This window comes from Marinobacter daqiaonensis, from assembly GCF_900115285.1.
GTDB lineage: Bacteria > Pseudomonadota > Gammaproteobacteria > Pseudomonadales > Oleiphilaceae > Marinobacter > Marinobacter daqiaonensis.
Map to the genome: position 1 here is coordinate 2,458,386 of NZ_FOYW01000001.1, position 24,940 is coordinate 2,483,325.

Here is a 24,940-nt window from a genome sequence, read left to right on the forward strand (position 1 = left end):
AGGCACGGAGCAGAAGACTAAACGCTCAAACCTTACAATCAGTCTAGACGAGGTCAAATGAACAACCCACTACTCACAGCCGACCTGCTCCCGAAATTCGATCACATCCGGATCGAACACATGGAGCCCGCCATTGACCAGATTCTGAGCGACAACCGCATGCAGATCCAGAATCTGGCCAGCCAGCAGGACCCCAGCTGGGATACCCTGGTCCAGCCCATGCAGGCGCTGGACGACCGTCTCAATAATGCCTGGTCGGTCATCTCCCACCTCAACGGGGTGATGAACAACGAAGAGATTCGCAAGGTCCACAAACGCTGTCTGGAGAAGCTCACTGAGTACGGCACCGAGGTCAGCCAGAACGAAGCGCTCTGCGAGGCTTTCAAGAAAGTCGCGGCACGCCCCGACTTCAGCAAGTTGTCGGAAGCCCAGCGCAAAATGGTGAATAACACCCTGCGCGACTTCCGCCTGGGCGGTGTGGATCTGCCTGCGGACAAGAAAAAGACCTACGCCAACCTGTCGAGAGAGCTGGCGGACCTGACCAGCCGCTTCAGTGACAACGTGCTGGACGCCACCCAGCACTGGTACCGGCACATTACCGATGAAAAAGAGCTGGCGGGCGTTCCCGAATCGGCCCTGGCCGGCGCCAGGCAGGCGGCGAAGCAGAAGGAACTCGACGGCTACGTCATCACCCTGGACTTTCCCAGCTTCTATCCGGTCATGACCTACTGCGACAACCGTGAGCTGCGCCGTGAGGTGTACGAGGCCTTCGTTACCCGTGCTTCCGACGTTGGGCCGGACGCCGGCAGGTGGGACAATACGCCGATCATGGGCGAGATCCTCAAGCGCCGCCATGCCAAGGCGAAGCTTCTGGGCTTCAGCAATTTCGCCGAGCGCTCCCTGGCCACGAAGATGGCTTCCGGTGTCGACGAGGTACTGGACTTCCTTCATCAGCTGGCGGACAAGTCAAAACCCGTGGCCGAGCAGGAAATGGCTGAGCTGAAGACGTTCGCGAAAGAGGAGTACGGCGTTGACGACCTGCAGGCCTGGGATGTCGGCTATTACAGCGAGAAGCTCCGCCAGAAGCGCTACGACATTTCCTCGGAAGTGCTGCGGCCCTGGTTCCCGGCCCAGCGGGTCATTTCAGGGCTGTTCCAGGTGACGGAAAAATTGTTCGACGTCCAGATCGAAGAGCGCCCGGAAGTGGAAACCTGGCATGAGAACGCCACCGCCTACCGCATCTCCCGCAACGGCGAGGATATCGCCTGGTTCTACCTGGACCCTTACGCACGCCAGGGCAAGCGTGGCGGTGCCTGGATGGCGGATTGCCGCGTGCGCTGGCGCAACCAGCAGGGCTCCCTGCAGCTGCCGGTGGCCTTCCTCACCTGCAACTTCACGCCCCCTGTCGATGACAGGCCGGCCCTGCTGACCCACGATGAGGTGACCACCCTGTTCCACGAGTTCGGTCATGGCCTCCATCATATGCTGACCCAGGTCGAGGTCGCGGATGTTTCAGGTATCAACGGTGTTGCCTGGGATGCGGTGGAGCTGCCCAGCCAGTTCCTGGAGAACTGGTGCTGGAATCCCGAGTCCCTGGAACTGATCGCCAGTCACCATGAGACCGGTGAGCCCCTGCCGCGGGATCTGCTGGACAAGATGCTGGCCGCCAAGAATTTCCAGGCCGGCATGCAGATGGTGCGACAGCTGGAGTTCTCCCTGTTCGATTTCCGCCTGCACGCGGAGTTCAACGAGGAATCGCCCGTCAATCCCCTGGAAGTGTACCGGGAGGTGCGCAAGGAGATCGCGGTGGTGGAGTCACCGGAATTCAACCGGTTCCCCAACTCGTTCTCCCACATCTTCGCCGGTGGCTATGCCGCGGGCTATTACAGCTACAAATGGGCCGAGGTGCTGGCGGCGGATGCCTTCTCGCTGTTCGAGGAGACCGATATCTTCGACCCTGAGACCGGCCGGTCCTTCCGGGAGAACATCCTGGAGATGGGTGGCTCCCGGGAGCCTGCGGAACTTTTCAAGGCATTCCGGGGTCGGGAGCCCAACATCGAGGCCCTGCTGAAGCAGTCGGGCATTACCGATCACCAGAGTGCGGCCTGAGGGGGCGTCCATGGCCAGATCACCGAAACGTTTTATCGCCGGGGCCGTTTGCCCCCGGTGCGCGGCCATGGATCGGCTTACCATGTTCACCGATGACGACGGCGTTCAGCACCGGGAATGCGTGTCCTGCGGCTTCACCGACACCCAGGGAGACCCGCCCCCGGACAGCGGTGAACTGCAGACCCGGGTGAACAAGCGCAAAAATGAAGACGACCATACCGTCAAGCAGGTGGTGTTTTTCAAGGCGGGCGATTCCGACGACTGACGGACTGACTGATTTGCCACGGAATCCACGGAAGGACACGGAAAAAGGAAAAGGAAAAGGAAAAGGAAAAGGAAAAGGAAAAGATTGGTCGGACTTGCGCGGACAAAAACAAGCCATCTTTTTCTTTTTTGTCCGTGTTTGTCCGTGCCGTCCGTGGCTAGTCTTTTAAGTCTTTTTTCCGTGTCCTTCCGTGGCTAAAAAGTCTTTAAAGCACCATGGCCGCCAGCCAGCCGAATGCCAGCAGCGGAAGGTTGTAGTGCAGGAAGGTGGGCACCACGGTGTCCCAGATGTGGTTGTGCTGGCCGTCGACGTTAAGGCCGGCGGTGGGCCCCAGGGTGGAGTCCGAGGCCGGTGAGCCGGCATCCCCCAGGGCGCCGGCGGTGCCTACCAGGGCCAGGATGGCGAGGGGGCTGAAGCCGAGTTCCATGGCCAGAGGCACGTAGAGGGCGGCTATGATGGGAATGGTGGAGAATGAGGAGCCTATCCCCATGGTGATCATCAGGCCCACTACCAGCATGAGCAGGGCCGCCAGGGCGCGGTTGTCGCCAATGGCGGCCACCGAGCCTTCCACCAGGGCACTGATCTCCCCGGTTTCCCGCATGACTTCGGCAAAACCGGAGGCGGCGATCATGATGAAACCGATCATCGCCAGCATCTTCATGCCTTCCGTGAACAGGTCGTCGGACTCTTTCCACTTCACCACGCCGGACAGGTTGAACAGAATGAACCCTGTCAGCGCCCCCAGGATCATGGAGCCCAGCCATAGTTGCACCACGAACGCGGCGACAATCGCCACCAGTGCCATGAGCAGTGTCCTGGTGCTGTATGGGGTGTTCACCCGCTCGGTCTGTTCGATCCGCTCCAGTTCGTAGTCGCGCTGCCCCCGGTAACTGAAAAAGACCGCCACCAGCAGTCCCACCAGCATCCCCAGTGCGGGCAGTGCCATGGCGGAGATGACGCTGAGGCCCTCGGTGTCGATGCCGTTCTGGCCCACGTTGGCCATCAGGATCTCGTTAAGGTAGATGCCGCCAAAACCCACTGGCAGGAACATATAGGGGGTGATCAGCCCGAAGGTGAGCACGCAGGCCACCAGACGTCGGTCCAGTTTCAGTTTCGCCATCACATAGAGCAGTGGCGGGACGATCAGGGGGATGAAGGCAATGTGTATCGGCAGGATGTTCTGGGATGACATGGCGATCAACAGCAGCAGGCCGATAATCAGAAAGCGCACGCCCCTGTTGGCGGCGCTACTGGTATCGCCGGCCTGCCGGTTTCCCACCAGGGCCAGTGCCTTGTCAGCAAGGGCGTGGGCCAGGCCGGATTTGCCGATGGCGACGGCAAAGGCTCCGAGGGTGGCGTAGGACAGGGCTACGGTGGCCCCTCCCCCGAGGCCACCATTGAAGGCTTCGATGGTGGCTTCCAGGGACAGGCCGCTGATCAGTCCACCGGCCAGGGCTCCGATGATCAGGGCGACAACAACGTGGATTCTGCACAGACTCAGGGCGAGCATGATGATGACCGCGGCAACAACGGCGTTCATGGTAAGACTCCGTAAGGACGACAGATACCCTTGTGGGGCCTTCTGTCACGGTTGATCAGGGGGTGGTTGGTTCTAACGGGGCGGTAATGTGCAGTAAACGGCAGTCAGAGTCAAAGCCGATCCCGGAGGTGGGCCCGCCGGGAGCCGGTATCAGTCACCTGCGGGGGTGAATCGCGGTACCTGCTCCCCGGCGACCTCGACCGTTTCGGTAAACATATCCAGGGGCCGCACCCAGAGGCTGAAGTCGCCGTACAGGCAGCGGTAGACGACCAGCCACTCCCCGGTTTCACTATGCCGGGCGGTACCGAGCACTTCGTATTCCCTTCCCTTGTAGTGACGGTAGCGACCAGGAGTCACGTTGCGGGGCATGGCGGACACCTCAGTTTTTCAGTTTATAGCGGCCGGGGCCAAGGAAGATCAGCGCCAGCGCCGTGAACAGGAAGAAGCCCTGGAGTTCCAGAGACCAGCCTCCACCGCCACCGAGCGTCATCAGTTCGCTGGCGTGAACCAGGGCAATGGCCACCATCATGTTGAAGACGATCAGCAGGGCACCGATCCGGGTGTGGTAGCCCAGGATCACCATCAGCGGCGCCAGCAACTCCCCGATGAATACACCATAGGCGAAGAATGCCGGGATGCCATGTGCCACCAGTATGGCCTCGATATGACCGACGCCATTGAGAAGCTTGCTGATGCCGTGGAACAGTAAAAGCCCGCCAAGGGTGAGACGCAGGATCAGTTTTCCGAGATCGGCATTATCCATTCAGAGGTTGCTCCGGGCTGAGGGGTCACAAAAGGCTGCAAGCTTAACGCCGGGGCCTTTCGGAGCCAAGTTTCCATGGCTACCGATGGGTGATGTCCGGATGCAGTTCCACCAGCCGCCCGAGTAACCGGTTCTGGGCGCTGGTGCTCACCTGGTTTTCCTCCATCGCCAGTATCAGTTGTTCCGCCAGGGCATTGAACTGTGTTTCGGTTACGTTCATTCCCTCATGCACCTCCGTCATGGCACGGCCGGTGTAAGTGCAGGGGCCGCCGCTGATTTCGCAGATCTGGTCGGTCAGATTGGTGTGGAACTGGACCACATCGATGCCCTTGAACTGAGGGGCAATGCGGTCGTCTTCCACAATCCGGTACAGCAGGTCCTCAACAATCTTGGCAATGCCGGAGCGCTCGCCCAGACCCTGGTAAAGCGTCGAATCCCCGCTCCTGTTCGAGGTGGCACAGGCCGTGGCCAGGGCCAAAGTGGCGGCCAGAGCCAGGGTACGCGCAACGATGATCATTGGTCGGTTCCTCAGAAAGTGCCTTGCAGTGAAACATACAGGCCGCGTTGGTCCTCCAGCCCGGCGATGTCGCCCAGATCCGCCCAGGCGGCGGTCACCGAGAGGCGACGGTCCGGTATCCAGGCCACGAAGACGTCCCACCAGTCCTGTTCCCGGGCAAAGCCAAGATTGTCGGGCTTCTGCCGGTATTCCGCCCCCACTACCCAGCTACGGTTCAGCAGAATACCGGCACTGGTTTCCAGCATCGCTTCATAGCTGTCGTTCCGGTCTCCCCCGAATCCCAGAAGCCCCCCCTGATTGGCCCTGGTGCCCCGGAGGCTGACATTGACCAGCAGGTTGCGATCGAGAACCGCGGCAAAGAACAGTTTGCTGGCGGCGAGATAGACATCGGTGCCGCGGTCGTCCTCTGCTCCGACCGCTTCCGGCACGTCGAATTCCCGTTGGTGCTTGTGCTGCAGCCCCAGGGACCACTGACCGTAGTCGCTGTAGAGAACGTCGCCGGCAAGCCGTACCTTGGCGGCGAAAATGTCCTGTGAGAGTTCGTCCTGGCCCAGGGCGGCCCCCAGTGTGTCCAGATCCAGGGTCTGGCGGGCGATACTGAGTTCGATCCGGTTCCGCCAGTTCAGGGCGGCGCCGGTCACGTTGAGGGTGAAGTCGTCCGTTTCCGCCCGGGAGAGGGTCAAGGTCCCGCCCCATTCCTCATCACTGGCGTAGCCTGACATCAGTGCCCAGGGCACCAGGCCGCCACCGGCAGTGCCTTCAATGGTGGTGACGCCGCCGGTAGCCCATAACCGGCTGCCCGGATCGGCCTTCAGCGCCGCAGCCGGGGCCAGGCTCACGCAGGCGACCAGTGTCAGTCGGCACAGGGTGGAAGGTTTCATCGCATGTCTCCGGTCATGAGAGGACGCAGTTCCCGGGCCCCGGCGCGAAAGTCCCGGGCCCAGGCCGCCAGCGCCTGTTGGGGCATCGGCCGGGCCATGAAGAAGCCCTGGCCCTTGTCGCAGCCCCATTGCTGCAGGAGTCGCCAGCTGTCCAGGTTCTCGATGCCCTCGGCGACTACCGACAGGCCCAGGCCATGGGCCATGTCGATGGTGGAGCGGACGATCAGCTGATCCTGGGGTTCCTGCTCCAGTCTGAGTACAAAGGATTTGTCGATCTTGAGTTCCTGCACCGGCAACTGCCGCAGTTGCGACAGGGACGAGTAGCCGGTGCCGAAATCGTCTACCGAAAGGGAGGCGCCCAGGGTGCCCAGCTGGTCCAGGGTGGCTCTGGCCGAGGTTGCATCTGACATGAAGGCGCTTTCGGTGATCTCGAAGGTCAGCCAGCTGAAAGGGATGCTGTGCCGGGAAAAGGCCTCCCGGATCTCCTCGGTGAGGGTCGGGTTGCTCAGATCGAGGGCAGACAGGTTGATCGCAGCGCCAATCTCAAGCCCCTGGCGGTGCAGGTCGGCAAGGTCCTGGGAAATCTGACTGAGGATGAAACGGGTCAGGTCACCAATCTGGCCGGTCTGTTCCGCCAGCAGGATGAATTCCTCCGGCGAGATGAATCCCATCTCCGGGTGCTGCCATCGCGCCAGGGCCTCCACCTGAATCATTTCGGCGCTGGCCATCAGGATTTTGGGCTGATACACGACATTGAGCCCGTTGTCGGCTATGGCCCGTCGCAGGTCCTGGGTCAGGGTGAGTTCCCGCAGGTGGGTCTCGTCACCCCCGGGTTCGTAAACAGCCAGGCTTCGGGGGTCATGCTCGGCCCGTTTCAGCGTGAGGCTGAGGCGGCGCCGCACCTGGTCCAGCGTGGCAGCGTCTTCCGGCAGCTTCAGCCCGGCAACTGCCACGTGGAGACTGATAGGGGTTTCGCCAATGGTTGCGGTGGCCTGGAGGCCATCCCTGATGTCGAGCAGCAGCTCCTTTAGAGGCCCCTGCATCGGCTCAACCAGCACCATGAACTCATTTCCGCCGGTGCGGGCCAGCACCAGGGCCCGGTGCCCGACGATACGCTGGAGGCGGTCCGCTGCCATGGACAGGACCTGGTCCCCGAACTGGAAACCGAGGGTGTCGTTCAGAGCCCGGAAGCGGTTCAGGGTGACGCCGACTAGCAGTAGCGGGTGTGCCTCCTCCAGGGCCGGGCTGAGTTTCTCGTTGAGCGCCTTGCGGTTGGCCAGTCCGGTCAGTTCGTCGTGAAAGGCGTTAAAGCGAATGCGGTCTTCCCGGTCGCGCACTCGTTGTTGCATGGTGGTCAGGGCGCTCTGCAGCGTTCGCAGTTCCCGGGTTCTCGGTGGAGAGGGCTCGGCGGCGTCCTTACCTTCGCCAATAGCGGTGGCGAAGCGGGCCAGTTGCAGCACCGGCTGCCCCAGTGCCCGGGCCGTTACCAACACCACCAGCCCAGACAGGACGATGGACAGCATCAGAATGAGAGCCAGATCCGTGGCCCGGTTGTAATAATTTGCCAGAGCTTCCTCGCGATCGATCAGCAGCACTGCCTGCACGGCGGATGCCTGCTCGCCGCCCAGCTCCATGGTGCGGATGAAAAACCGCTCATTCTCCACCGGCCGTTCTCCCGTTGTGGTCTCGGGAAGGTCATCAAGCAACTGATGGAAGCGGTCGGGTCTGCGGCTCGCTGCCAGCAGCCCCTGCCCCTGACTCTGGCGGATTCTGAAAAGAACGTCGGTCCCCGTGAGGTCGGCCAGCTGGCGGGCGAAAGCATCATCCAGAACAAAGCCAGCCACCAGCCACGCCCTCAGTCCGGCCCCCCGTATCGGCACGGCGAACATCTGGAGGGCCCGACCACCTGCGCTGATGATCTGGTCTGCTCCACCTCGGTTGCGTGCACTCTGCAGCAGGCCTGGGACAGCCTGGCGGAGTGTTTCCCCGCTGATACCAAGGGCGATCAGTTGCGCTCCCTGATTGTCCAGGACCACGGCGATGTCGGCCCCTGCCCGGCCGGCGTGGTTGACCAGGGCGCTTTCCATGGTCGCCTGATCGTTACTGGCGATGGCGGACCTGAAGCCGAAGTCGTCCACCAGCACCTGCAGGTTGCCGGTCAGCAGTTCGCTGCGGCGGGCCATGATCTCCGAGGTGACCCGGGCGGCCACATCCAGGCTGTCACTCGCCCGCTGCTTTTCGTCCTCCAGCAGATACACCAGGAACACCACGCCGAGCACCACTGCGGTGGCCGCGACCAGGGAGAGCATCGCCGCCAGCAGTCGCCCCCGGAAACCCAGACCGGCCGGCACCACCCTCACAGGTCCCGGAAGCGCTGTTGCAGGCGCTGCAGGGAGCCATCGGTCTGCGGCTCTGGCCGAACATCCAGCTGGATCTCGGTCGCCCCCGCCATGGCCGGTCCGGAAAGGGAGACCTCCCTCCAATCTGTGTTGTCGGGCAGTCGCGGATGCCAGACCCGGACCTGCTCCGGGAACGCCCGGTCGTCGGGCCAGCTCAGGGTCACCCGGCCGTCGGGGCCGGTGACCCCATGACGCTGGTCCGTAACCAGGATAAAGCCCTGCATGTGGTCGTGGATGTTGCAGCCCAGTTCCACCACGCCCACGTCATCGAACAGAACCGGGGATTCCGGTACACCGGCGTACAGTTCAATCTCAAAGGTTTTCGCCGGCGAAAAGGAATAGACGTGGTGCTGGGTATTATCCTGGTTGGGAAACGTCACTTCGGTACCGGCGGTAACCGCCAGCACCTGGGGCACGAACTGCCGGTTCCGCTGGATCATGCGGGTGTTTGCGTCAGGATGGTCCGCGGAGACAGGTAAAATTACCACCGCATCGGAAAGTACACTTCCTGTGCGGGCGTCAGTTACCAGGAAAGAATGTTCTCCGCCCACGGCGGCCAGCGGGGCCACTGTAAAGCACAGCATCAGGGCCTTTCTGAAAGTCATTGCCGGTTGCTCGTCTGTTCGTTTAGGGCATCAGGGTAAACCGGATGTGATTCCTGGTCAGCAGGTTTTCCCAGTATTCACGCATCCATTCCCGCGCTGCCTTGCCAAGCTCTTCGACGAAGGGGTCCAGGTTCAGTTCGTAGTAATCAGGTGATCCCGCCAGGTTCAGCATGGTCACGGTAATGGACTCATCCAGCTCATTGGCGAAGGGCTCGCCGATCAGCTGGTGGGCCAGCAGGTTGGCCCGTATGGCCTCCATGTCCACGACATGGCTGCGGCGGGTGGACTGGTTGTTTTCATACATCTCCTCCATCAGACGGTGGCACAGGTAGGCCTTGATCAGAAGCCCATCCAGGCCGTCATACCGGGCGAGGACGATGGAGGGTTGGGTGAAGTAACGGGTAGCCGTGTCAATGAAGGGGAGAAACAGGGCTCTCCTGCGGGACTTCTGGGCGCACTCTTCAACGCACTGGATCAGCCGCGGCGCCATCTCGATATACTCGATGGCGAACTGGAACAGGCAGGTGGCAGGCTGGTATCCCTCCACGGTAACGCTGGCGGGCAGGCGTGTGGCCTTTTCACGCATCTGGCGGAGAAACTCCCCAGAGTGTGCTTCCTGTCGACGGGCCTGATCAATGATGTTCAATACTGCCTCTGGGGTCATGTCAGACAAAGCCGGATCTGCTGGAAAAACCAGGGGTGCCTGTCGCCAGACGCCCCTTTTTCTGCAGTGTAGTTGAGATTTTTCGGTGTGCTGAGTGATTACCGATCACTCATCTCAGAACCATGATCCGGATCGTGTCCTGACCAGGAAAACCGCCCCCATGGATCCGGCCCTGGCGAGCATCAGGGCAATCAGCGCAAACCACAGGCCGTGGTTGCCCCAGCTGGTGGTCAGCCACCACACGGGCAGGAACACTCCCAGTGATGAGAAAAGCATGGTGTTCTGCATGTCTTGGGTACGGGTGGCACCGATAAAAATACCGTCGAAAAGGTATCCCCAGACCGCTGCCATCGGTAGCAGCCACAACCAGGGCAGATAGTCCCGGGCGGTGGCGCGCACCTCCTCGATACTGGTCAGCAGGCCAATCAGCCAGTGTCCGCCGAGAACGAACAGGGCCGTAAAGATCACTGCGCCAATCAGCGACCAGCGCGCGGCGGTGCGGCACGCCACCAGGAAACGGGCGTGGGAGCGATGACCAACTGCCTGTCCCACCAACGCTTCGGCGGCATTGGCAAAGCCGTCGAGGCCGGCGGAAATGACCAGCAGGAACGTCAGCAGCACAGCGTTGGCCGCGAGAATAACCTCGCCCTGCCGGGCTCCCTGTGCGGTAAAAAAGGCCAGTGCCAGCAGCAGGCAGATGGTTCTCACCATCAGGTAGCGGTTGACGCGGATCAGTGCCAGGTAGTCCTCCAGCTGGCCCAGCAGGGTTTTCAGTGAAGCCCGGTGGTCCGGCAGCCGCTGCCATACCAGCCAGAGGCCCAGAGCCGTTGCGAAATACTCGGCGGTGATCGTGGCCATGGCCACGCCCCGGCTGTTCCATCCCAGCACCGTCACGAACAGAACATCCAGCAGGATGTTCACGCTGTTGGCGGCGATCAGCATGACCATCGGCCCCCGGGGCAACTGGCAGCCAATCAGCCAGCCCACCAGCGTGTACTGGCAGAGCACCGCCGGGGCGCTCCAGATTCGTATGGCGGCGTACTCCGCCGCCAGGGCAGCCACATCCGGCCCCGGGTTCATCAGCCCCAGCCCGGTGGTAATCAGCGGGCCCTGAAGTGCGATCAGAGTCAGCCCGACGGCGATGGCGAGCAAAAGGGAGCGGAGCAGCAGTGCGGCCTGGCCGACCTGGTCCTGCCTGCCATAAGCCTGGGCTGCGAGGCCGGTAGTGCCCATGCGCATGAAGCCGAAGGTCCAGTAGAGGATGCTGAACAGGTTTGCACCAACGGCAACCGCTCCCAGGTACTGGGGATCGTCCAGGTGGCCCAGCACGGCAGTATCCACCAGGCCCAGCAGGGGGACGGTCAGGTTGGTGAGCATCAGCGGCCAGGCCAGGCGCCAGAGATGCCGGTCGGAGCGGGTCAGTACCATCATCCCGGAAAAGGCTCGGGAGTCGGTCGCGTCCAACAAAATTGATATATGTTTATAACTATAAAATTATTCAAAATGTGTCCAAGGTTTGAGTGTTGGCTAACTCTCTGTCTATACTCACTTCTGGTTATCCGTGAACAGACTTCCCGTGCTTTCCTGTTGCGTGTGCGAGCGCATCCGGGTTCAATGGCTCCGGGGGGACGAACTTCCATCAGTCGTGGAAGTGTCACGCAGATCCGCCAGACTTGGCAGGCTGAAGTCGCGGGAGGCGTCTGGCCTCGTGTCTGTCATGTATAAGAACAACATTCTGTGGAGACGCGGTATGCACGTGCACGTTAAACGGGCAGGTGCCCTTATTGCGGGATCGTTATTATCTGCTTCGGCGCTGGCCGACTGGCAGATGAATATGTCCCCGGGGGTAACTGACACCAGTAACGAGATTTTTGGCCTTCACATGACTATCCTGTGGATATGCGTCGCAATAGGCGTCGTGGTCTTCGGGGTCATGTTCTGGTCCATCTTTGCCCATCGAAAGTCCAAGGGCCACAAGCCGGCCCACTTCCACGAGAACACCGTCGTGGAAATCCTCTGGACGATTATACCTTTTGCCATCCTTGTCATCATGGCCATCCCGGCAACCGCCACCCTGGTGGATATGTACGACACCTCCGAGTCGGAAGTGGACATCAAGGTCACCGGGTATCAATGGCGCTGGAAATACGACTACATCGAGGACGACTTCGGTTACTTCTCGAACATGTCCACTTCCCGTGACGAAATCTATAACCGGATGGAAAAGAGCGAGAACTACCTGCTGGACGTGGACAACCCCATGGTGATCCCTGCCGGCAAGAAGGTCCGTCTCCTGCTTACCGCCAACGACGTGATTCATTCCTGGTGGGTGCCCAATTTCGGGGTAAAGAAAGACGCGATCCCGGGCTTCATCAACGAGATCTGGGTGAAGGTGGATAAGCCTGGCACGTATCGGGGACAGTGTACCGAGTTGTGCGGCAAGGACCACGGCTTCATGCCGGTGGTCGTTGAGGTCTTGCCCGAAGAGGAATACAACCTGTGGCTGGCGGACCAGCGGGAAGCCGCTGAGAAGGAACGTCAGCTCACCGAAAAAGACTGGACCCTGGAAGAGCTGGTTGAGCGCGGCGAAGGTGTCTACGCCACTGCCTGTGCGGCCTGTCATGGTCAGGACGGTTCCGGTGGCGGTGGCGGCGCGTTCCCGTCACTGCGGGGCACGCCGGTCGTAACCGAGGATATACAGGCTCATCTTGATATTGTCGTCAACGGTGTCAGCGGAACCGCGATGCAGGCCTTCGGTGCCCAGCTCAGTGAAGCCGATCTTGCCGCGGTCATTACCTACGAGCGTAATGCCTGGGGTAACAATACCGGCGAAATGGTGACACCGAAGGAAGTCTTCGACTACAAGAACCAGTAAGAGACAGCCGGGCGGTGGCATTGCCGCCGTCAGGTTCGCCAGATAACAAACTTCGCCAGCAACAAGAAAAAGGCGGCAACGGGGGTTTCAAATGAGTGCGGTCGCAGATACCCATGCCCAGGATCATCATCATGGTCCCGCCAAAGGCATGACCCGGTGGCTGTTAACCACCAATCACAAAGATATCGGGTCCATGTACCTGATCTTCAGCTTTGCCATGTTCCTCCTCGGGGGGAGCATGGCAATGGTCATTCGGGCTGAGCTGTTCCAGCCGGGTCTCCAGATCGTGGAGCCCGAATTTTTCAACCAGATGACCACCATGCATGGGCTTATCATGGTATTCGGCGCGGTCATGCCTGCTTTCGTGGGTCTGGCCAACTGGATGCTGCCGCTGATGGTGGGGGCGCCCGACATGGCCCTGCCGCGGATGAACAACTGGAGTTTCTGGCTGCTGCCGGCGGCGTTCCTGATGCTGGTGTCCACCCTGTTCATGCAGGGCGGCGCCCCCAACTTCGGCTGGACCTTCTACGCGCCCCTGTCGACGACCTACGGGCCGCCAAGCACGACCTTCTTCATCTTTGCCGTCCATATCATGGGTATTTCCTCCATCATGGGCGCCATCAACGTCATCGCCACCATCCTCAACATGCGGGCGCCGGGCATGACCCTGATGAAGATGCCCCTGTTTGTATGGACCTGGCTGATTACCGCCTTCCTGCTGATTGCTGTCATGCCGGTACTGGCTGGCGTGGTCACCATGATGCTCATGGACATCAACTTCGGCACCAGTTTCTTTGATGCCGCCGGCGGCGGTGACCCGGTCCTGTTCCAGCATGTGTTCTGGTTCTTTGGTCATCCTGAGGTCTATATCATGATCCTGCCGGCATTCGGGGTGGTTTCCCACATCATCCCCGCATTCGCCCGCAAGCCCCTGTTCGGCTATGCCTCCATGGTATATGCGGTAGGTGCCATCGCCCTCCTCTCATTCCTGGTTTGGGCCCATCACATGTTTACCGTGGGCATTCCCATCTTCGGGCAGCTGTTCTTCATGTATGCCACCATGCTGATTGCCGTGCCAACCGGGGTGAAAGTATTCAACTGGGTGGCAACCATGTTCCGGGGATCCATGACGTTCGAGACCCCCATGCTGTTCTCGGTAGCCTTCGTCATACTGTTTACCATCGGCGGGTTCTCGGGCCTGATGCTGGCCATTGCACCGGCGGATTTCCAGTATCATGACACCTATTTCGTGGTGGCCCATTTCCACTACGTCCTGGTACCTGGTGCGATCTTCGGCATTTTCGCGGCCGCCTACTACTGGTTGCCCAAGTGGACTGGCACCATGTACGACGAAACCCTGGGCAAAACCCATTTCTGGCTGTCTTTCGTGGGCATGAACCTAGCCTTCTTCCCGATGCACTTCCTCGGCCTGGCCGGGATGCCCCGCCGTATCCCCGACTATGCCCTGCAGTTTGCCGACTTCAACATGGTATCCAGCGTGGGTGCCTTCATGTTCGGTGCTACCCAGCTGCTGTTCCTGTTCATCGTGGTTAAGTGTGTCAGGGGCTATGGGGAAAAGGCCTCGGCCAAACCCTGGGAGGGAGCCGAGGGGCTGGAGTGGACCGTGCCGTCGCCGGCGCCCTACCACACCTTTGCCACTCCACCTGACGTGAAATAGGCAGCGGTCGCTGAAAAGGGGTACCGTTCATGGCATCAACACCGCAAAACAATGGTCGATCTTCCAATACCCGGGTCGTCGCCTGGTGTCTTGGGGGTGTCATCGGAATGTTCGGGTTTGGCTTTGCCATGGTGCCCCTCTATGACGTCTTCTGTGAGATCACGGGCATCAATGGCAAGACCGCCGGTCGTTATGAGTCCACCCAGGCGACGGAAGCGGACGTGAACCGGACGGTAACCGTTCAGTTCACCGCCCAGAACGGACCGGACATGCCCTGGGTTTTCAAACCGGAGGTTCGAAGCATCAAGGTTCATCCGGGGGAGGCGATAACGGTTAACTTCATCGCCGAAAACCCGACCACCAGAACGATGGTTGGCCAGGCGGTTCCAAGTCTGGCGCCATCCGAAGGTACCGGATATTTCCACAAGACCGAATGTTTCTGCTTCAACCAGCAGCAGCTGGAGGCGGGTGAGCGGGTGGAGATGCCCCTGGTCTTCATCGTCGACAGGGCATTACCGGACACCATCCACAAGCTGACGCTGTCCTACACCCTGTACGACCAGAAGCTGGAAGTGCCGGCGGCCGAAACCGCAGCGAGTGAAAGTACAACAACAAACAGAAACGGATAGGCCACCGGAACAGGCCTCTGGAGACAAGCATGGCGAACAACCAGACGTATTATGTACCTGAACAGAGCAAGTGGCCCATTGTGGCCACCATCGGGATGTTCCTCCTCATGTATGGGGTGGCATCCATCATGGTCAACAACTCACAGGGAGAACCCACCCAGGCGTCCTGGTTCATGTTTCTGGCCGGAGCCCTGGTGATGGTCTACATGCTGTTCGGCTGGTTCGGGTCGGTGATCCGCGAGAGCCGGGCGGGCCTGTACAGTGAGCAGATGGACCGCTCCTTCCGGTGGGGCATGGCCTGGTTCATCTTCTCGGAAGTGATGTTCTTCGCGGCCTTCTTCGGCGCTCTGTTCTATGTACGGGTGTTTGTGGTGCCATGGCTCGGCGGCGAAGGCGACAAGGGCACAAGCGCCATGCTGTGGGAAGGCTTCCAGGCTAACTGGCCGCTGATCAATACTCCGAATCCGGAAGCCTATCCGCCACCAGATGGCATTATCGGACCCTGGGGGCTGCCGCTGATCAACACCATCCTGCTGGTGACCTCCTCATTCACCATTACTGTGGCCCATCACGCCCTCAAGGAAGACAACCGCAAGAAAGTGAAAATCTGGCTTGGCGCCACCATTGTGCTGGCTCTGGTTTTCCTGGGCCTTCAGGCTGAGGAATATGTCCATGCCTACCAGGATCTCAACCTGACGCTGCAGTCCGGGATCTACGGCAGCACCTTCTTCATGCTGACGGGTTTCCACGGTGCCCACGTGATCCTGGGGACCCTGATCCTGATCGTCATGATGGTGCGGATCCAGAAAGGTCATTTCACCGGTGACAATCATTTCGGGTTCGAAGCCGCCAGCTGGTACTGGCACTTTGTCGACGTCGTCTGGCTGGGTCTGTTTGTGTTTGTCTATGTTATCTGACCCGAGCCGCCGGTAATCCTGCACCCGGCAGCGATGCTGGCGGGTGCAGCCGGCTCAGTGATAGGGGGTGGGGTTCAGGCTGAGGCCGCCCTGCCACAGGGCCAGCAGGATCACCGCCAGGAGCAGGATGCTCAGCACGACCCTGACCGCCAGTGAATTCACCACCCGCCGTCGGTTACCATCGTCCTTGATGAGGAAGAAGAGGCCACTGAACAGGCTGACGATGATTGCCAGCATCAGGATGACGATGAGTACTTTGAGAAGCATGGGCCCTGTCTCCGGGATGGCTGTCCATTATTCCTGTCTTCAGAAAGGCTACGAACCTGTGACTATAACAGAGCATGTCGGATCTTGAATCCCGCGGGCGCACCTGGGTGTTTGACTGGCGCCTGCTCCTGTTTGCCGGGGTATTCCTGCCGCTGTTACTGGGGCTCGGTACCTGGCAACTGAGCCGGGCGGAGGAGAAAAAGGAACTTCTGGCCCAGTGGTCAGACCCGAGCGAGACCGAAGCCTGGGGCAACCTGAGTGAGTCGGCAGGAAAAGCCGGGCGCCCCGTGATTGCGGCGGGAGAATACAGTCGCTACAGCTGGCTCCTGGACAACCGGACCCGGGACGGTGTGCCGGGATACGAGGTGCTTACCCTGTTTTACCCGCGGCAGGGTCCGTCGGTGGTGGTCAACCGGGGCTGGGTAAAGGCGGAGCGCCGCCGCAGCGAACTGCCTGCTGTTGGCATTCCCGCCGGCCCCGTGGAAATCCGTGGGCGTATCGCCGGGTACCCCGAACCTCCTGTCCTGGCCGGGGCGGCCGCCGGCGCCGATACCGGTTCGGAGGGCTGGCCCCGCCGGGTTCAGGCACTTCCCCGCGAGATTGTGGCGAAACAGGCGCCGGAGGTGGCTGACCGGATTCTCCGGCTCGAGAACCCCGCACAACCGGGAGCCTTCCGGGCTGACTGGGAACCCGATATGATGGGTCCTCAGACTCACTATGGTTATGCCCTGCAGTGGTTTTCCCTGGCAGTGGCGCTCATCATACTGACAATAATAGCGAGCTATCGTAAGCAGGAGTCCTGAATGACCGACATCACCGCCCGCCAGCAGGAAGCCGAACCCACCGCGGATCAGGTCCGTCGTGGGCGCCGCACTGCACTGATCCTCTTTGCCATCGGTTTCGGGCCCATGATTTTCGCCACAATCATGTATTACACAGGCTGGCTGCACCCCGAGAGCCGCAGTAATCATGGCGAACTGATCCTGCCTGCCGTTCCTGTTGAACAACTGAATCTCGCTGGCGCCGATGGGGACCCGTTGGAGCAGCGCTTCGGACCTCTTCTCCATGAGCCAAAGTGGATGATGATTGTCGTCGCCGAGACCTGTGGCAGCGATTGCGAGCGCCTCATGTATCTGGCGCGCCAGGTGAATATTGCTTTGGGAAAGAACGCCAATCGCATGGGCCGGGGAGCCTGGATAGGGGAGATTCCCGAGGAACTGCAGACCCGCTGGCGCTCCGAGTACAGCTCCATGGAGCGCCTCAGGCTTGTGGGTGAGGGAGCCTCCTGGCCGAACGGGATCGACCCTGCCGAAGAGTCACGCATCCTGCTGGTCGATCCCTTTGGCAACGTGATGATGCATTACGGTACTGAACACACGGGCAAGGAAATGCTTGAAGATCTCAAGCATCTGATGAAGCTGTCCCAGATTGGCTGATCTATACCGGACAGGCGTGGTCCTGGCGGATGGATAAGCCCGGTTGATGTGAACAAGGTAACCATCGTGAAAGAAGAACAACAATTGTCCAGTGACCAGCACGTCCGAAAGACCATGGCCCGATGGGCCCTGATTGCGGCGGTATTCACCGTTGTAGTGGTGATGCTCGGCGCCTGGACCCGACTCGTGGATGCCGGCCTGGGATGTCCTGACTGGCCCGGCTGCTACGGCTTTCTGACGGTACCCCAGAGCGAGTCCAGTATTGCCATCGCCAATGCCCGCTTTCCCGATTCGCCAGTGGATGTGGCCAAGGGCTGGCCAGAGATGATCCATCGGTACGCCGCGGGCACCCTGGGCCTGATTGTGTTCGGGCTTGCCATTTACGCTGTCCGTAACCGCAGGGCGGGTATCCCGGTCAAGTTGCCGGTGTTTACCGCGGCGTTTATCGTTCTGCAGGCCCTGTTTGGCATGTGGACGGTGACCCTGCAGCTCTGGCCCAAGGTGGTGGCTCTGCACCTGCTGGGTGGTTTCACCACCCTCAGTCTGCTTACCCTGCTGAATTTCCGCCTGCGGGCACGACGCAAGCCATTACCGGCCAGGCGGCAAAGCGCGCTGGCCCGGCTCAGGCCCTGGGTCTACGGTGGCCTCGCCCTGGTTGTTATGCAGATTGCCCTGGGCGCCTGGACTGCGGCCAACTACGCCGCCGTGGCCTGCCCCGACCTGCCTACCTGTCAGGGCCAGTGGTGGCCGGAGGACATGGACTTCAGCCACGGCTTTGACATTCTCCAGACCATCGGACCCAACTATCTGGGGGGGCAGCTCACCGCCGACGGTCGTGTGGCCATCCACTTCAGCCATCGCCTGGGGGCCCTGGTTGTCCTGGGTTACTTCATCTTTCTGCTGCTCGCACTCTGGCGTCAGGTACGGGGAACCCATCTCCAGTTCATGGTGCTCTTGACCGCGGGGGCACTGGTCGTGCAGATTGGGCTGGGTGTCGCCAACGTTGCCTTCCACATTCCGCTGTCCATAGCCGTTGCCCATAACGCCATGGGGGCAGGGCTGCTGTTGACGGTTATTCACGTGCTGTGGCGAATACACGGCTACAGGCCACAACCGGTCGCAGAACCGGAACAAAAAACAACAAATTCTCGCGAGGTACCCGCATGAGTAACCAGGCCAAGGCCATTGCCGCCGAACCCGGAGTCAGCCGCTCCCTTTCCTGGCGTGACTTTCTGGAGCTGACCAAGCCCCGGGTGGTGGCGCTGATGATTCTTACCTCGGTCATCGGCATGTTGCTGGCGGCCCCAGGGGTACCTGGATGGAGCGTACTAGTGTTCGGCAATCTGGGCATTGCCCTGCTGGCCGGTGCTGCCGCCGTGGTCAATCATGTGGTGGACCAGAAGATCGACACGGTCATGGCCCGTACCCGCAAGCGTCCGGTGGCTACAGGGCGTATCAGCCCGCTGGACGCGATTCTGTTCGCTACGGTGCTTGCCCTTTCCGGAATGATGATCCTGATGTGGCAGGTCAACGCCCTGACCGCCTGGCTTACCCTGGCGTCGCTGGTGGGTTACGCAGGCGTCTATACTCTCTTCCTCAAGCGCGCCACGCCCCAGAACATCGTGATTGGCGGTCTCGCCGGCGCCATGCCGCCGCTACTGGGCTGGACCGCGGTTACCGGTCAGGTGGACGGCCATGCCCTGCTGCTGGTGCTGATCATTTTTGCCTGGACCCCTCCCCATTTCTGGGCGCTGGCGATCCATCGCAAGGAAGAGTACGCGAAAGCCGGAATTCCCATGCTACCGGTCACCCACGGCAACCGCTACACCGAGCTGCATATTCTGCTGTACACCCTGATGCTGCTGGCGGTCACCCTGCTACCTTTTGCCACAGGTATGTCCGGCTGGATCTATCTGGCGGGGTCCGTCCTACTTGGGTTACGCTTTCTGCAATACTCGGTACGTCTGCTTCGTGGCGACGACCGCCGGGTGGCGCTGGCAACCTTCAAGTACTCGATCACTTACCTGATGGCCCTTTTCGTGGTGTTGCTGGTGGACCACTTCTTCTATTTCTGATGCATCGGGCCCGGCCGGCTCTGACGCCGGCCGGGTCTCCCTGAACCGGAGTCACCATGAATCGCTCAGTCCGGCGAACGCTCGTACTGTTACTGCTCGTTGTTGCCCTGATATTCGGCCTGGTGGTGAGCCAGCAGATGCGCACCGCCAGTGAGGAACCCCCGCCGGCCCCGGATCTCAGCGCCCTGAACACCTACGTCTATAACGAACCCCGGACGCTGACACCGTTCTCTCTCACCGGTGACACCGGCGAAACCGTCACTCTGGAGGACCTCAAGGGTGGCTGGACCTTTGTTTTCGTCGGCTACACCCACTGCCCCGACATCTGTCCGGCCACCATGTCCACCCTGCGTCGGTTCAGTCGTGAACTCCCCCCTGAGTTGCCGGAGCCGGAGTTCCTGCTGGTCAGTGCCGACCCCCAGCGGGACACACCGGAGCGACTTCAGGAGTACCTGGACTTTTTCGGGGAAGATTTCCACGGTCTCACCGGCGATATTGATGAACTGCGTGAGTTGGCCAGGAGCGTCAACGCGGTATTCGTCCATCGTGACGATGGCGACGGTAACAACCTGGTGGATCACAGTGGCCACCTGACCCTGCTCGATCCGGAAGGCCGGATGGTGGCCGTCATCCAGCCACCCCACGAACCGGACAAGCTGATCAGGGCTTACCGTCAGATCTACCAGTGGGCCCGTGAAAATCACCCCCGCGCCGGCTGATCCGGCGTGGCTCTCACTCCCGCAGGATATTCCTGCCCGACCCGAGGACAATCAATGCTGTATATCCGCGCCATTCTCCATGTGAAACCCGAGCAGAGGGAAACCCTGCTGGAAGCCGCCCGGCCCTGTATCGATGCGACCCTGCAGGAGCCAGGCTGCCAGGAATACGAGCTGCATATCAGTCTCTCCGACCCCAACCGCCTGGTCTTCATGGAAGTGTGGGAGTCCGAGGACTGCCTCGAGCCCCACCGCAAGAGCGATCACATGAGGGCCTTTGGCAAGGTCGCCGCAGGCTGCCTGGCGGCGCCACCAAGGATCGAGTACATTACCCCGGCCAAGGTCGATGTGAAGTAACCAACCGTTTTCGGGCGCCAGCCCCGTGGTGTAGCGATGACTGAGAGATGACAGATTCCCGGATAACTCCCAGCCCCCGGGAGCTGGCCACAGTCTTGGTGGCGGGCGCTGTCATCCTGCTGGTGGTCCACGCCCTGGGGCGCTTTATCTATACGCCCCTGCTGCCCTACCTGGTAGGGGACGGCCTGCTGACCCCCAGCGAGGGGGCCTCCGTGGCCACGTGGAACTACCTCGGTTACCTGATCGGTGCGCTGCTGGCGATCCGCTGGTACCGGCCGGACCATATCCGGAAGGCATTGCCCATCGCGATGCTGGTCCACGTCGTGATCACGTTGCTGCAGACCCAGGTAGAAGCGGTGGCAGGGCTCTCAGCCCTGCGACTGGTCAACGGCATTGCCAACGGCGTGGTCTTTGTCCAGGCACCGGCCCTGATCCTGGAGTGGCTGGTGCGCCGGAACCGAGCTTCCAGCAGCGGTCTGGTCTATGTCGGCGTGGGCGTAGGCCTGTTACTGTCCAGTTTTCTGGTCACCGGCACGGCCGATCTGCTGTCCGGCCCGGCCCGCTGGTGGCCGGCCGCGCTGCTGTCCATTCCCCTGGCCTGGTGGGCAACCCGTCGCCTGCTGATCCTGGACGTGCCGGCCCGGATCCAGCGGGAGGATGGCTCCTTTGCGGAAAAAGGTCCCCTGCTGGACCGTGCTTCCATCCCCCTCTTCCTGTCCTACGCGGGCGCCGGGATGGGTTATATCCTGCCCATGACGTTCCTGCCCCTGCTCACCAAGACCCAGTTGCCGGAAGGTCACTGGCTGGTGGATGGCTCGTGGCTGTTCGTGGCTCTCGTCACCATACCCACGCCCATTCTCTGGAGCTACCTTGGTTCGCGGATGGGCGATCTTAGGGCCCTGCGGCTCAACTACCTGATCCAGTTCCTGGGGGCACTCTCGGTTGTGATATGGCCAGGTCCCACTGGCATCATCCTCTGTGCTCTGCTGGTTGGCAGCACGTTCGTGGGAACGGTACTGCTGACCCAGCGCATTGGCCGCGCTCTCCACCCCCACCAGGGTCCGCGTCTGTCCGCCGCCATGGTGGCGTTGTACAGCGTGACCCAGATGGCGGGCCCGTGGCTGACGCGGCAGTGGCTGGAGGCCGGCGGGACCCTGATCGGTGCTTTCAGCCTGGGAGCCGTCGCCCTGGGCCTGGGCCTGTTCTTCGCCCTGTTCGTGCCCCACCCGGAAGATTGGCACGGCCGCTGATTCCGGTTAGCCTCGGATTCACCGATTCATTGCCGGCGTACGATCATGCTTCCTGTAGACGGGATCCTTCCCCAGCTTTCTGAGACCCTTGAACAGCAAACCACGGTGCTGCTGCAGGCACCACCGGGTGCCGGCAAGACAACCCGGGTACCGCTGGCGTTGCTTGCCGCGTCGTGGCGCGGCGAGCGGAAGATCCTGATGCTGGAACCCCGGCGGCTGGCAGCACGGTCGGCAGCCCGCTACATGGCGCGCCAACGGGAGGAGAGCCCGGGCCAGACCATCGGCTACCGGACCCGCCTTGATACCCGGGTAAGCGACACAACCCGGGTCGAGGTGGTGACCGAAGGCATTCTGACCCGGCTGATCCAGGAAGACCCGGCCCTTGAAGACTACGCGGTGGTCATCTTCGACGAATTCCACGAGCGCTCCCTGCAGGCGGACCTCGGCCTGGCGCTGGTGCGGGAATGCCAGCAGGCCCTGCGGGAGGATCTGCGGGTTGTGGTGATGTCGGCAACCCTCGACACTGCACCGCTGGCCAGCCTGCTCGACAATGCGCCGGTGCTTACCAGTGAGGGCCGGGCCTTTCCGGTGGGGGTGCGTTATCGTCCGCTGTCGGCATCCTCAGGCCGCCGGTCCCGACTTCTGGACCACGTTACAGCGACGGTGATCGAGGCACTTGAGACGGAGACCGGCTCAGTACTCGTGTTTCTTCCGGGGGCCGGAGAAATCCGCCAGGCCGAGCGCCTGTTGCGCCCCTACCTGCCATCGGATACTCATATCGCGCCGCTCTACGGCAACCTCAGGGGTGATGATCAGGACCGGGCGATCCAGCCAGCCCCCGCCGGTCATCGCAAGATCGTGCTGGCCACTGCCATTGCCGAAACCAGCCTGACCATTGAGGGGGTGCGGGTGGTGATTGATGCGGGGCAGCAACGTCGTGCCGTGTTTGATCCCAATAGTGGCATGACCCGACTGAAAACCGGACGGGTCTCCCGGGCCTCAGCCGAGCAGCGCAAGGGTCGGGCAGGGCGGGTGGAGCCGGGGGTCTGCTACCGGTTGTGGAGTGAATCCGAGCAGCAGGGACTGCCCGCCTACACCCCGCCGGAAATCCTGGAAGCGGATCTCGCCCCCCTGGCTCTGGAGCTGGCGCAGTGGGGTGCCCGCAGCCCGGACGCCCTGGAATGGCTGGACCCGCCCCCGCCAGCACACTGGGCCCAGGCTGTTGAGCTGTTGCAGTGGCTGGACCTGCTCGATGGCCAGGGGGGGATGACGGACCACGGCCGTAAGGCCCGTGCCCTGGGTATCCACCCCCGCCTTGCCCACATGGTGTTGAAGGGGCGGAAGCTTGGCTACCCCCGGACCGCCGCCAGGCTGGCCGCTTTGCTGGGCGAACGGGATCCTCTTGGCACCGGGGCGGGATCGGACATCAGTTACCGCCTGCAATGGCTGACCGGGGAGTACCGGGCAGCCCGTCCTGACCGGGCCGGACTGGAGACTCTCAGGCGGGCCGCCGACCGTCTGGTGACGGAAAGGGGGGCGAAAGACGTTGACGAAAGCCAGCCGGCCGGCCGGTTGCTGGCCTTCGCTTACCCGGACCGGATCGGACTTCGGCGTGCGGGGGACGCCAACCGCTATCAGCTCAGCAACGGCCGTGGCGCCAGGCTGCGGGAGGAAGACCCGCTTGGGGCCCGAACCTGGATCGTCGCCGCGGAGCTGGACGGGCAGGCCCGAGAGGCTCTGATCTATCTGGCGGCCGCGACAGACCGTGCCACTCTGGAAGATGACCTGGCAGACCACGTCCGTACCATCGATGAGGCCCGCTGGGATGATCGTAGAGGCACGGTGGTGGCCCGCCGCGTAAAGCGGCTTGGGGCGCTGGTCCTTGATGAGGCCAGCCTGCCGGAACCGGGGCCGGAACAGATCCAGCTGGGGCTGTTGACCGCCGTCCGGGAAAGGGGCATTGAAAGCCTGCCCTGGACGGAAGCCGCCCGCCAGTGGCAGGCCCGGGTAAGGCTCATGAAGCAGCTGGAACCGGCCGACTGGCCGGAGGTCTCCGACCAGGCTCTGCTGGCGGAACTGGAACAATGGCTCGCGCCGTACCTGGCCGGTATCCGTAACTGGAAAGGCTTGCAGCAGGTCCCGCTGTCCGATGCCCTGCAAAGCCTGCTGCCCTATGAGCAGCAACAACGCCTGAACCGGGAGCTGCCATCCACTCTGGAAATTCCGGCCGGCCAGCGCCTGCGCCTGGATTACACCGCCGAAAACGGCCCGGTACTGGCTGTCAAGCTACAGGCCATTTTCGGCTGGGTGGTGACGCCGGCCCTGGCGAGCGGCCGGGTTCCGGTGGTGATTCACCTGCTGTCTCCGGCGCAACGGCCACTGGCGGTCACCGCGGACCTGGCCAGTTTCTGGAGCGCGGTTTATCCGGAAGTCCGAAAGGAAATGCGGGGGCGTTACCCCAAGCACCCGTGGCCGGAGGATCCGCTGACCGCAGAGGCGAAGATGGGAACCCGCAAATCAGGACGATAACCCGCTGCGGAACTCCCACAGCCGGGATTTATGCTGCCCGGCAGCCTTTCAGCTGGTCGTTGAGGGCGGCCATCACCCTTGAGCGGGTCAGTATGCCAAGGACCCGGTTTTCCCGATCCACCACCGGGTAAATCTTGGGCTTGCGTTCGGAGAACAGGTTGGCCAGGGCCAGTTCGGACATGTCCGCGGTCACCGATACGGGTTCCCGGGACATGATATCGCTGATGCGTACCCAGTTGTCACAGTGGTAACTGCTGCTCGCCAGCGAGCGGATACAGTCCTGCTCGGACAGGAAGCCCACCAGGCGATTGTCACTGTCCACCACCGGGAGCCCGGTGTGGCCGCTCGAGAGGATCTGGTCCACGGCACGGCTGAGATAGTCCCGTTCGTGCAATGGGGGCGTCCATTTCGACATCAGGTCTTGTACGGTGCGCATGGGTACCTCCTTGGGCTCTGAATGCGTCTGGC

Annotated in this window: 25 protein-coding genes; 14 read left to right on the plus strand and 11 right to left on the minus strand. The window is 61.6% G+C overall.

The annotated features are described in order from the left end of the window. Nucleotides 1-57: 57 nt before the first annotated feature. Nucleotides 58-2,109, plus strand: coding sequence for an oligopeptidase A (gene prlC / locus BM346_RS11215; RefSeq protein WP_092012286.1), 2,052 nt, complete (start codon nucleotides 58-60; stop codon nucleotides 2,107-2,109). Nucleotides 2,110-2,119: 10 nt separating this feature from the next. Then, on the plus strand, nucleotides 2,120-2,374 hold the full coding sequence (locus BM346_RS11220; RefSeq protein WP_092012289.1) for a YheV family putative zinc ribbon protein: 255 nt from the start codon (nucleotides 2,120-2,122) through the stop codon (nucleotides 2,372-2,374). 205 nt (nucleotides 2,375-2,579) lie between these two features. On the opposite strand, the gene BM346_RS11225 is transcribed toward BM346_RS11220, so the two are convergent. From BM346_RS11225 to BM346_RS11265, 9 genes are all read right to left on the minus strand, one after another. Continuing rightward, nucleotides 2,580-3,914, minus strand: coding sequence for a Na+/H+ antiporter family protein (locus BM346_RS11225; protein WP_092012292.1), 1,335 nt, complete (start codon nucleotides 3,912-3,914; stop codon nucleotides 2,580-2,582). Between the two features lie 150 nt (nucleotides 3,915-4,064). Continuing rightward, on the minus strand, nucleotides 4,065-4,283 hold the full coding sequence (locus BM346_RS11230) for a DUF1653 domain-containing protein (protein ID WP_092012295.1): 219 nt from the start codon (nucleotides 4,281-4,283) through the stop codon (nucleotides 4,065-4,067). A gap of 10 nt (nucleotides 4,284-4,293) precedes the next feature. Further along, entirely contained in the window at nucleotides 4,294-4,677 is a 384-nt protein-coding gene (locus tag BM346_RS11235) for a DoxX family protein (RefSeq protein ID WP_092012298.1), read from the minus strand. 79 nt (nucleotides 4,678-4,756) lie between these two features. Further along, the gene (locus BM346_RS11240) at nucleotides 4,757-5,194 is read right to left on the minus strand and encodes a group I truncated hemoglobin (protein WP_092012301.1); all 438 of its coding nucleotides are present in this window, start codon (nucleotides 5,192-5,194) and stop codon (nucleotides 4,757-4,759) included. An 11-nt stretch (nucleotides 5,195-5,205) separates the two neighbouring features. Beyond that, complete coding sequence (locus BM346_RS11245) at nucleotides 5,206-6,075, minus strand: DUF3034 family protein (RefSeq protein WP_092012303.1); 870 nt, start codon at nucleotides 6,073-6,075, stop codon at nucleotides 5,206-5,208. Further along, entirely contained in the window at nucleotides 6,072-8,429 is a 2,358-nt protein-coding gene (locus tag BM346_RS11250; protein ID WP_092012306.1) for a putative bifunctional diguanylate cyclase/phosphodiesterase, read from the minus strand. The genes BM346_RS11245 and BM346_RS11250 overlap by 4 nt, the downstream gene beginning before the upstream one ends. 2 nt (nucleotides 8,430-8,431) lie before the next feature. Further along, nucleotides 8,432-9,079, minus strand: coding sequence for a methylamine utilization protein (locus tag BM346_RS11255; protein ID WP_092012309.1), 648 nt, complete (start codon nucleotides 9,077-9,079; stop codon nucleotides 8,432-8,434). A 22-nt stretch (nucleotides 9,080-9,101) separates the two neighbouring features. Then, complete coding sequence (locus BM346_RS11260) at nucleotides 9,102-9,743, minus strand: hypothetical protein (protein ID WP_092012312.1); 642 nt, start codon at nucleotides 9,741-9,743, stop codon at nucleotides 9,102-9,104. 114 nt (nucleotides 9,744-9,857) lie between these two features. Continuing rightward, the gene (locus tag BM346_RS11265; RefSeq protein ID WP_406812893.1) at nucleotides 9,858-11,171 is read right to left on the minus strand and encodes an MATE family efflux transporter; all 1,314 of its coding nucleotides are present in this window, start codon (nucleotides 11,169-11,171) and stop codon (nucleotides 9,858-9,860) included. Nucleotides 11,172-11,493: 322 nt separating this feature from the next. Here BM346_RS11265 and coxB point away from each other — a divergent pair, with 322 nt between their 5' ends. From coxB to BM346_RS11285, 4 genes are all read left to right on the plus strand, one after another. Then, nucleotides 11,494-12,618, plus strand: coding sequence for a cytochrome c oxidase subunit II (gene coxB, locus BM346_RS11270; protein ID WP_092012315.1), 1,125 nt, complete (start codon nucleotides 11,494-11,496; stop codon nucleotides 12,616-12,618). A 91-nt stretch (nucleotides 12,619-12,709) separates the two neighbouring features. After that, a complete protein-coding gene (gene ctaD, locus BM346_RS11275; RefSeq protein WP_092012318.1) occupies nucleotides 12,710-14,296 on the plus strand; it encodes a cytochrome c oxidase subunit I in 1,587 nt (528 codons plus the stop codon). 29 nt (nucleotides 14,297-14,325) lie between these two features. Beyond that, on the plus strand, nucleotides 14,326-14,925 hold the full coding sequence (locus BM346_RS11280; protein WP_092012321.1) for a cytochrome c oxidase assembly protein: 600 nt from the start codon (nucleotides 14,326-14,328) through the stop codon (nucleotides 14,923-14,925). A gap of 29 nt (nucleotides 14,926-14,954) precedes the next feature. Further along, nucleotides 14,955-15,842, plus strand: coding sequence for a cytochrome c oxidase subunit 3 (locus BM346_RS11285; protein ID WP_092012324.1), 888 nt, complete (start codon nucleotides 14,955-14,957; stop codon nucleotides 15,840-15,842). 54 nt (nucleotides 15,843-15,896) lie between these two features. Here the strand turns inward: BM346_RS11285 and BM346_RS11290 are convergent, their stop codons facing one another. Further along, on the minus strand, nucleotides 15,897-16,109 hold the full coding sequence (locus BM346_RS11290) for a twin transmembrane helix small protein (RefSeq protein WP_092012327.1): 213 nt from the start codon (nucleotides 16,107-16,109) through the stop codon (nucleotides 15,897-15,899). A 74-nt stretch (nucleotides 16,110-16,183) separates the two neighbouring features. On the opposite strand from BM346_RS11290, the gene BM346_RS11295 reads away from it, so the two are divergent. The 8 genes from BM346_RS11295 (at nucleotide 16,184) to hrpB (ending at nucleotide 24,472) form a co-directional block, all read left to right on the plus strand. After that, entirely contained in the window at nucleotides 16,184-16,912 is a 729-nt protein-coding gene (locus BM346_RS11295) for an SURF1 family protein (RefSeq protein WP_092012330.1), read from the plus strand. Next, nucleotides 16,913-17,545, plus strand: coding sequence for a hypothetical protein (locus BM346_RS11300; RefSeq protein ID WP_092012332.1), 633 nt, complete (start codon nucleotides 16,913-16,915; stop codon nucleotides 17,543-17,545). 114 nt (nucleotides 17,546-17,659) lie between these two features. After that, nucleotides 17,660-18,712 carry a COX15/CtaA family protein gene (locus BM346_RS11305; protein WP_092013637.1) on the plus strand — a complete coding sequence of 351 codons (1,053 nt, stop codon included), beginning with the start codon at nucleotides 17,660-17,662 and terminating at the stop codon, nucleotides 18,710-18,712. Next, entirely contained in the window at nucleotides 18,709-19,620 is a 912-nt protein-coding gene (gene cyoE / locus BM346_RS11310) for a heme o synthase (protein ID WP_092012335.1), read from the plus strand. Before BM346_RS11305 ends, cyoE begins: the two co-directional genes overlap by 4 nt. Nucleotides 19,621-19,676: 56 nt before the next feature. Further along, the gene (locus BM346_RS11315) at nucleotides 19,677-20,339 is read left to right on the plus strand and encodes an SCO family protein (protein ID WP_092012338.1); all 663 of its coding nucleotides are present in this window, start codon (nucleotides 19,677-19,679) and stop codon (nucleotides 20,337-20,339) included. 54 nt (nucleotides 20,340-20,393) lie between these two features. Next, nucleotides 20,394-20,693 carry a putative quinol monooxygenase gene (locus tag BM346_RS11320; RefSeq protein ID WP_092012340.1) on the plus strand — a complete coding sequence of 100 codons (300 nt, stop codon included), beginning with the start codon at nucleotides 20,394-20,396 and terminating at the stop codon, nucleotides 20,691-20,693. A 47-nt stretch (nucleotides 20,694-20,740) separates the two neighbouring features. Then, nucleotides 20,741-21,943, plus strand: a complete 1,203-nt coding sequence (locus BM346_RS11325; RefSeq protein WP_092012342.1) for a YbfB/YjiJ family MFS transporter — start codon at nucleotides 20,741-20,743, stop codon at nucleotides 21,941-21,943. Nucleotides 21,944-21,988: 45 nt separating this feature from the next. Beyond that, nucleotides 21,989-24,472: an ATP-dependent helicase HrpB gene (hrpB, locus tag BM346_RS11330; RefSeq protein WP_092012345.1), complete on the plus strand. Its 2,484-nt coding sequence runs from the start codon at nucleotides 21,989-21,991 to the stop codon at nucleotides 24,470-24,472. Nucleotides 24,473-24,500: 28 nt separating this feature from the next. On the opposite strand, the gene BM346_RS11335 is transcribed toward hrpB, so the two are convergent. After that, nucleotides 24,501-24,908, minus strand: a complete 408-nt coding sequence (locus BM346_RS11335; protein WP_092012348.1) for a CBS domain-containing protein — start codon at nucleotides 24,906-24,908, stop codon at nucleotides 24,501-24,503. Nucleotides 24,909-24,940: the final 32 nt, after the last annotated feature.

Coding starts and splice junctions, on each gene's coding strand:
- prlC (WP_092012286.1), top strand. CDS start 58: ATGAACAACCCACTACTCACAGCCGACCTGCTCCCGAAATTCGATCAC.
- BM346_RS11220 (WP_092012289.1), top strand. CDS start 2,120: ATGGCCAGATCACCGAAACGTTTTATCGCCGGGGCCGTTTGCCCCCGG.
- BM346_RS11225 (WP_092012292.1), bottom strand. CDS start 3,914: ATGAACGCCGTTGTTGCCGCGGTCATCATCATGCTCGCCCTGAGTCTG.
- BM346_RS11230 (WP_092012295.1), bottom strand. CDS start 4,283: ATGCCCCGCAACGTGACTCCTGGTCGCTACCGTCACTACAAGGGAAGG.
- BM346_RS11235 (WP_092012298.1), bottom strand. CDS start 4,677: ATGGATAATGCCGATCTCGGAAAACTGATCCTGCGTCTCACCCTTGGC.
- BM346_RS11240 (WP_092012301.1), bottom strand. CDS start 5,194: ATGATCATCGTTGCGCGTACCCTGGCTCTGGCCGCCACTTTGGCCCTG.
- BM346_RS11245 (WP_092012303.1), bottom strand. CDS start 6,075: ATGAAACCTTCCACCCTGTGCCGACTGACACTGGTCGCCTGCGTGAGC.
- BM346_RS11255 (WP_092012309.1), bottom strand. CDS start 9,079: ATGACTTTCAGAAAGGCCCTGATGCTGTGCTTTACAGTGGCCCCGCTG.
- BM346_RS11260 (WP_092012312.1), bottom strand. CDS start 9,743: ATGACCCCAGAGGCAGTATTGAACATCATTGATCAGGCCCGTCGACAG.
- BM346_RS11265 (WP_406812893.1), bottom strand. CDS start 11,171: ATGGTACTGACCCGCTCCGACCGGCATCTCTGGCGCCTGGCCTGGCCG.
- coxB (WP_092012315.1), top strand. CDS start 11,494: ATGCACGTGCACGTTAAACGGGCAGGTGCCCTTATTGCGGGATCGTTA.
- ctaD (WP_092012318.1), top strand. CDS start 12,710: ATGAGTGCGGTCGCAGATACCCATGCCCAGGATCATCATCATGGTCCC.
- BM346_RS11280 (WP_092012321.1), top strand. CDS start 14,326: ATGGCATCAACACCGCAAAACAATGGTCGATCTTCCAATACCCGGGTC.
- BM346_RS11285 (WP_092012324.1), top strand. CDS start 14,955: ATGGCGAACAACCAGACGTATTATGTACCTGAACAGAGCAAGTGGCCC.
- BM346_RS11290 (WP_092012327.1), bottom strand. CDS start 16,109: ATGCTTCTCAAAGTACTCATCGTCATCCTGATGCTGGCAATCATCGTC.
- BM346_RS11295 (WP_092012330.1), top strand. CDS start 16,184: ATGTCGGATCTTGAATCCCGCGGGCGCACCTGGGTGTTTGACTGGCGC.
- BM346_RS11300 (WP_092012332.1), top strand. CDS start 16,913: ATGACCGACATCACCGCCCGCCAGCAGGAAGCCGAACCCACCGCGGAT.
- BM346_RS11305 (WP_092013637.1), top strand. CDS start 17,660: ATGGCCCGATGGGCCCTGATTGCGGCGGTATTCACCGTTGTAGTGGTG.
- cyoE (WP_092012335.1), top strand. CDS start 18,709: ATGAGTAACCAGGCCAAGGCCATTGCCGCCGAACCCGGAGTCAGCCGC.
- BM346_RS11315 (WP_092012338.1), top strand. CDS start 19,677: ATGAATCGCTCAGTCCGGCGAACGCTCGTACTGTTACTGCTCGTTGTT.
- BM346_RS11320 (WP_092012340.1), top strand. CDS start 20,394: ATGCTGTATATCCGCGCCATTCTCCATGTGAAACCCGAGCAGAGGGAA.
- BM346_RS11325 (WP_092012342.1), top strand. CDS start 20,741: ATGACAGATTCCCGGATAACTCCCAGCCCCCGGGAGCTGGCCACAGTC.
- hrpB (WP_092012345.1), top strand. CDS start 21,989: ATGCTTCCTGTAGACGGGATCCTTCCCCAGCTTTCTGAGACCCTTGAA.
- BM346_RS11335 (WP_092012348.1), bottom strand. CDS start 24,908: ATGCGCACCGTACAAGACCTGATGTCGAAATGGACGCCCCCATTGCAC.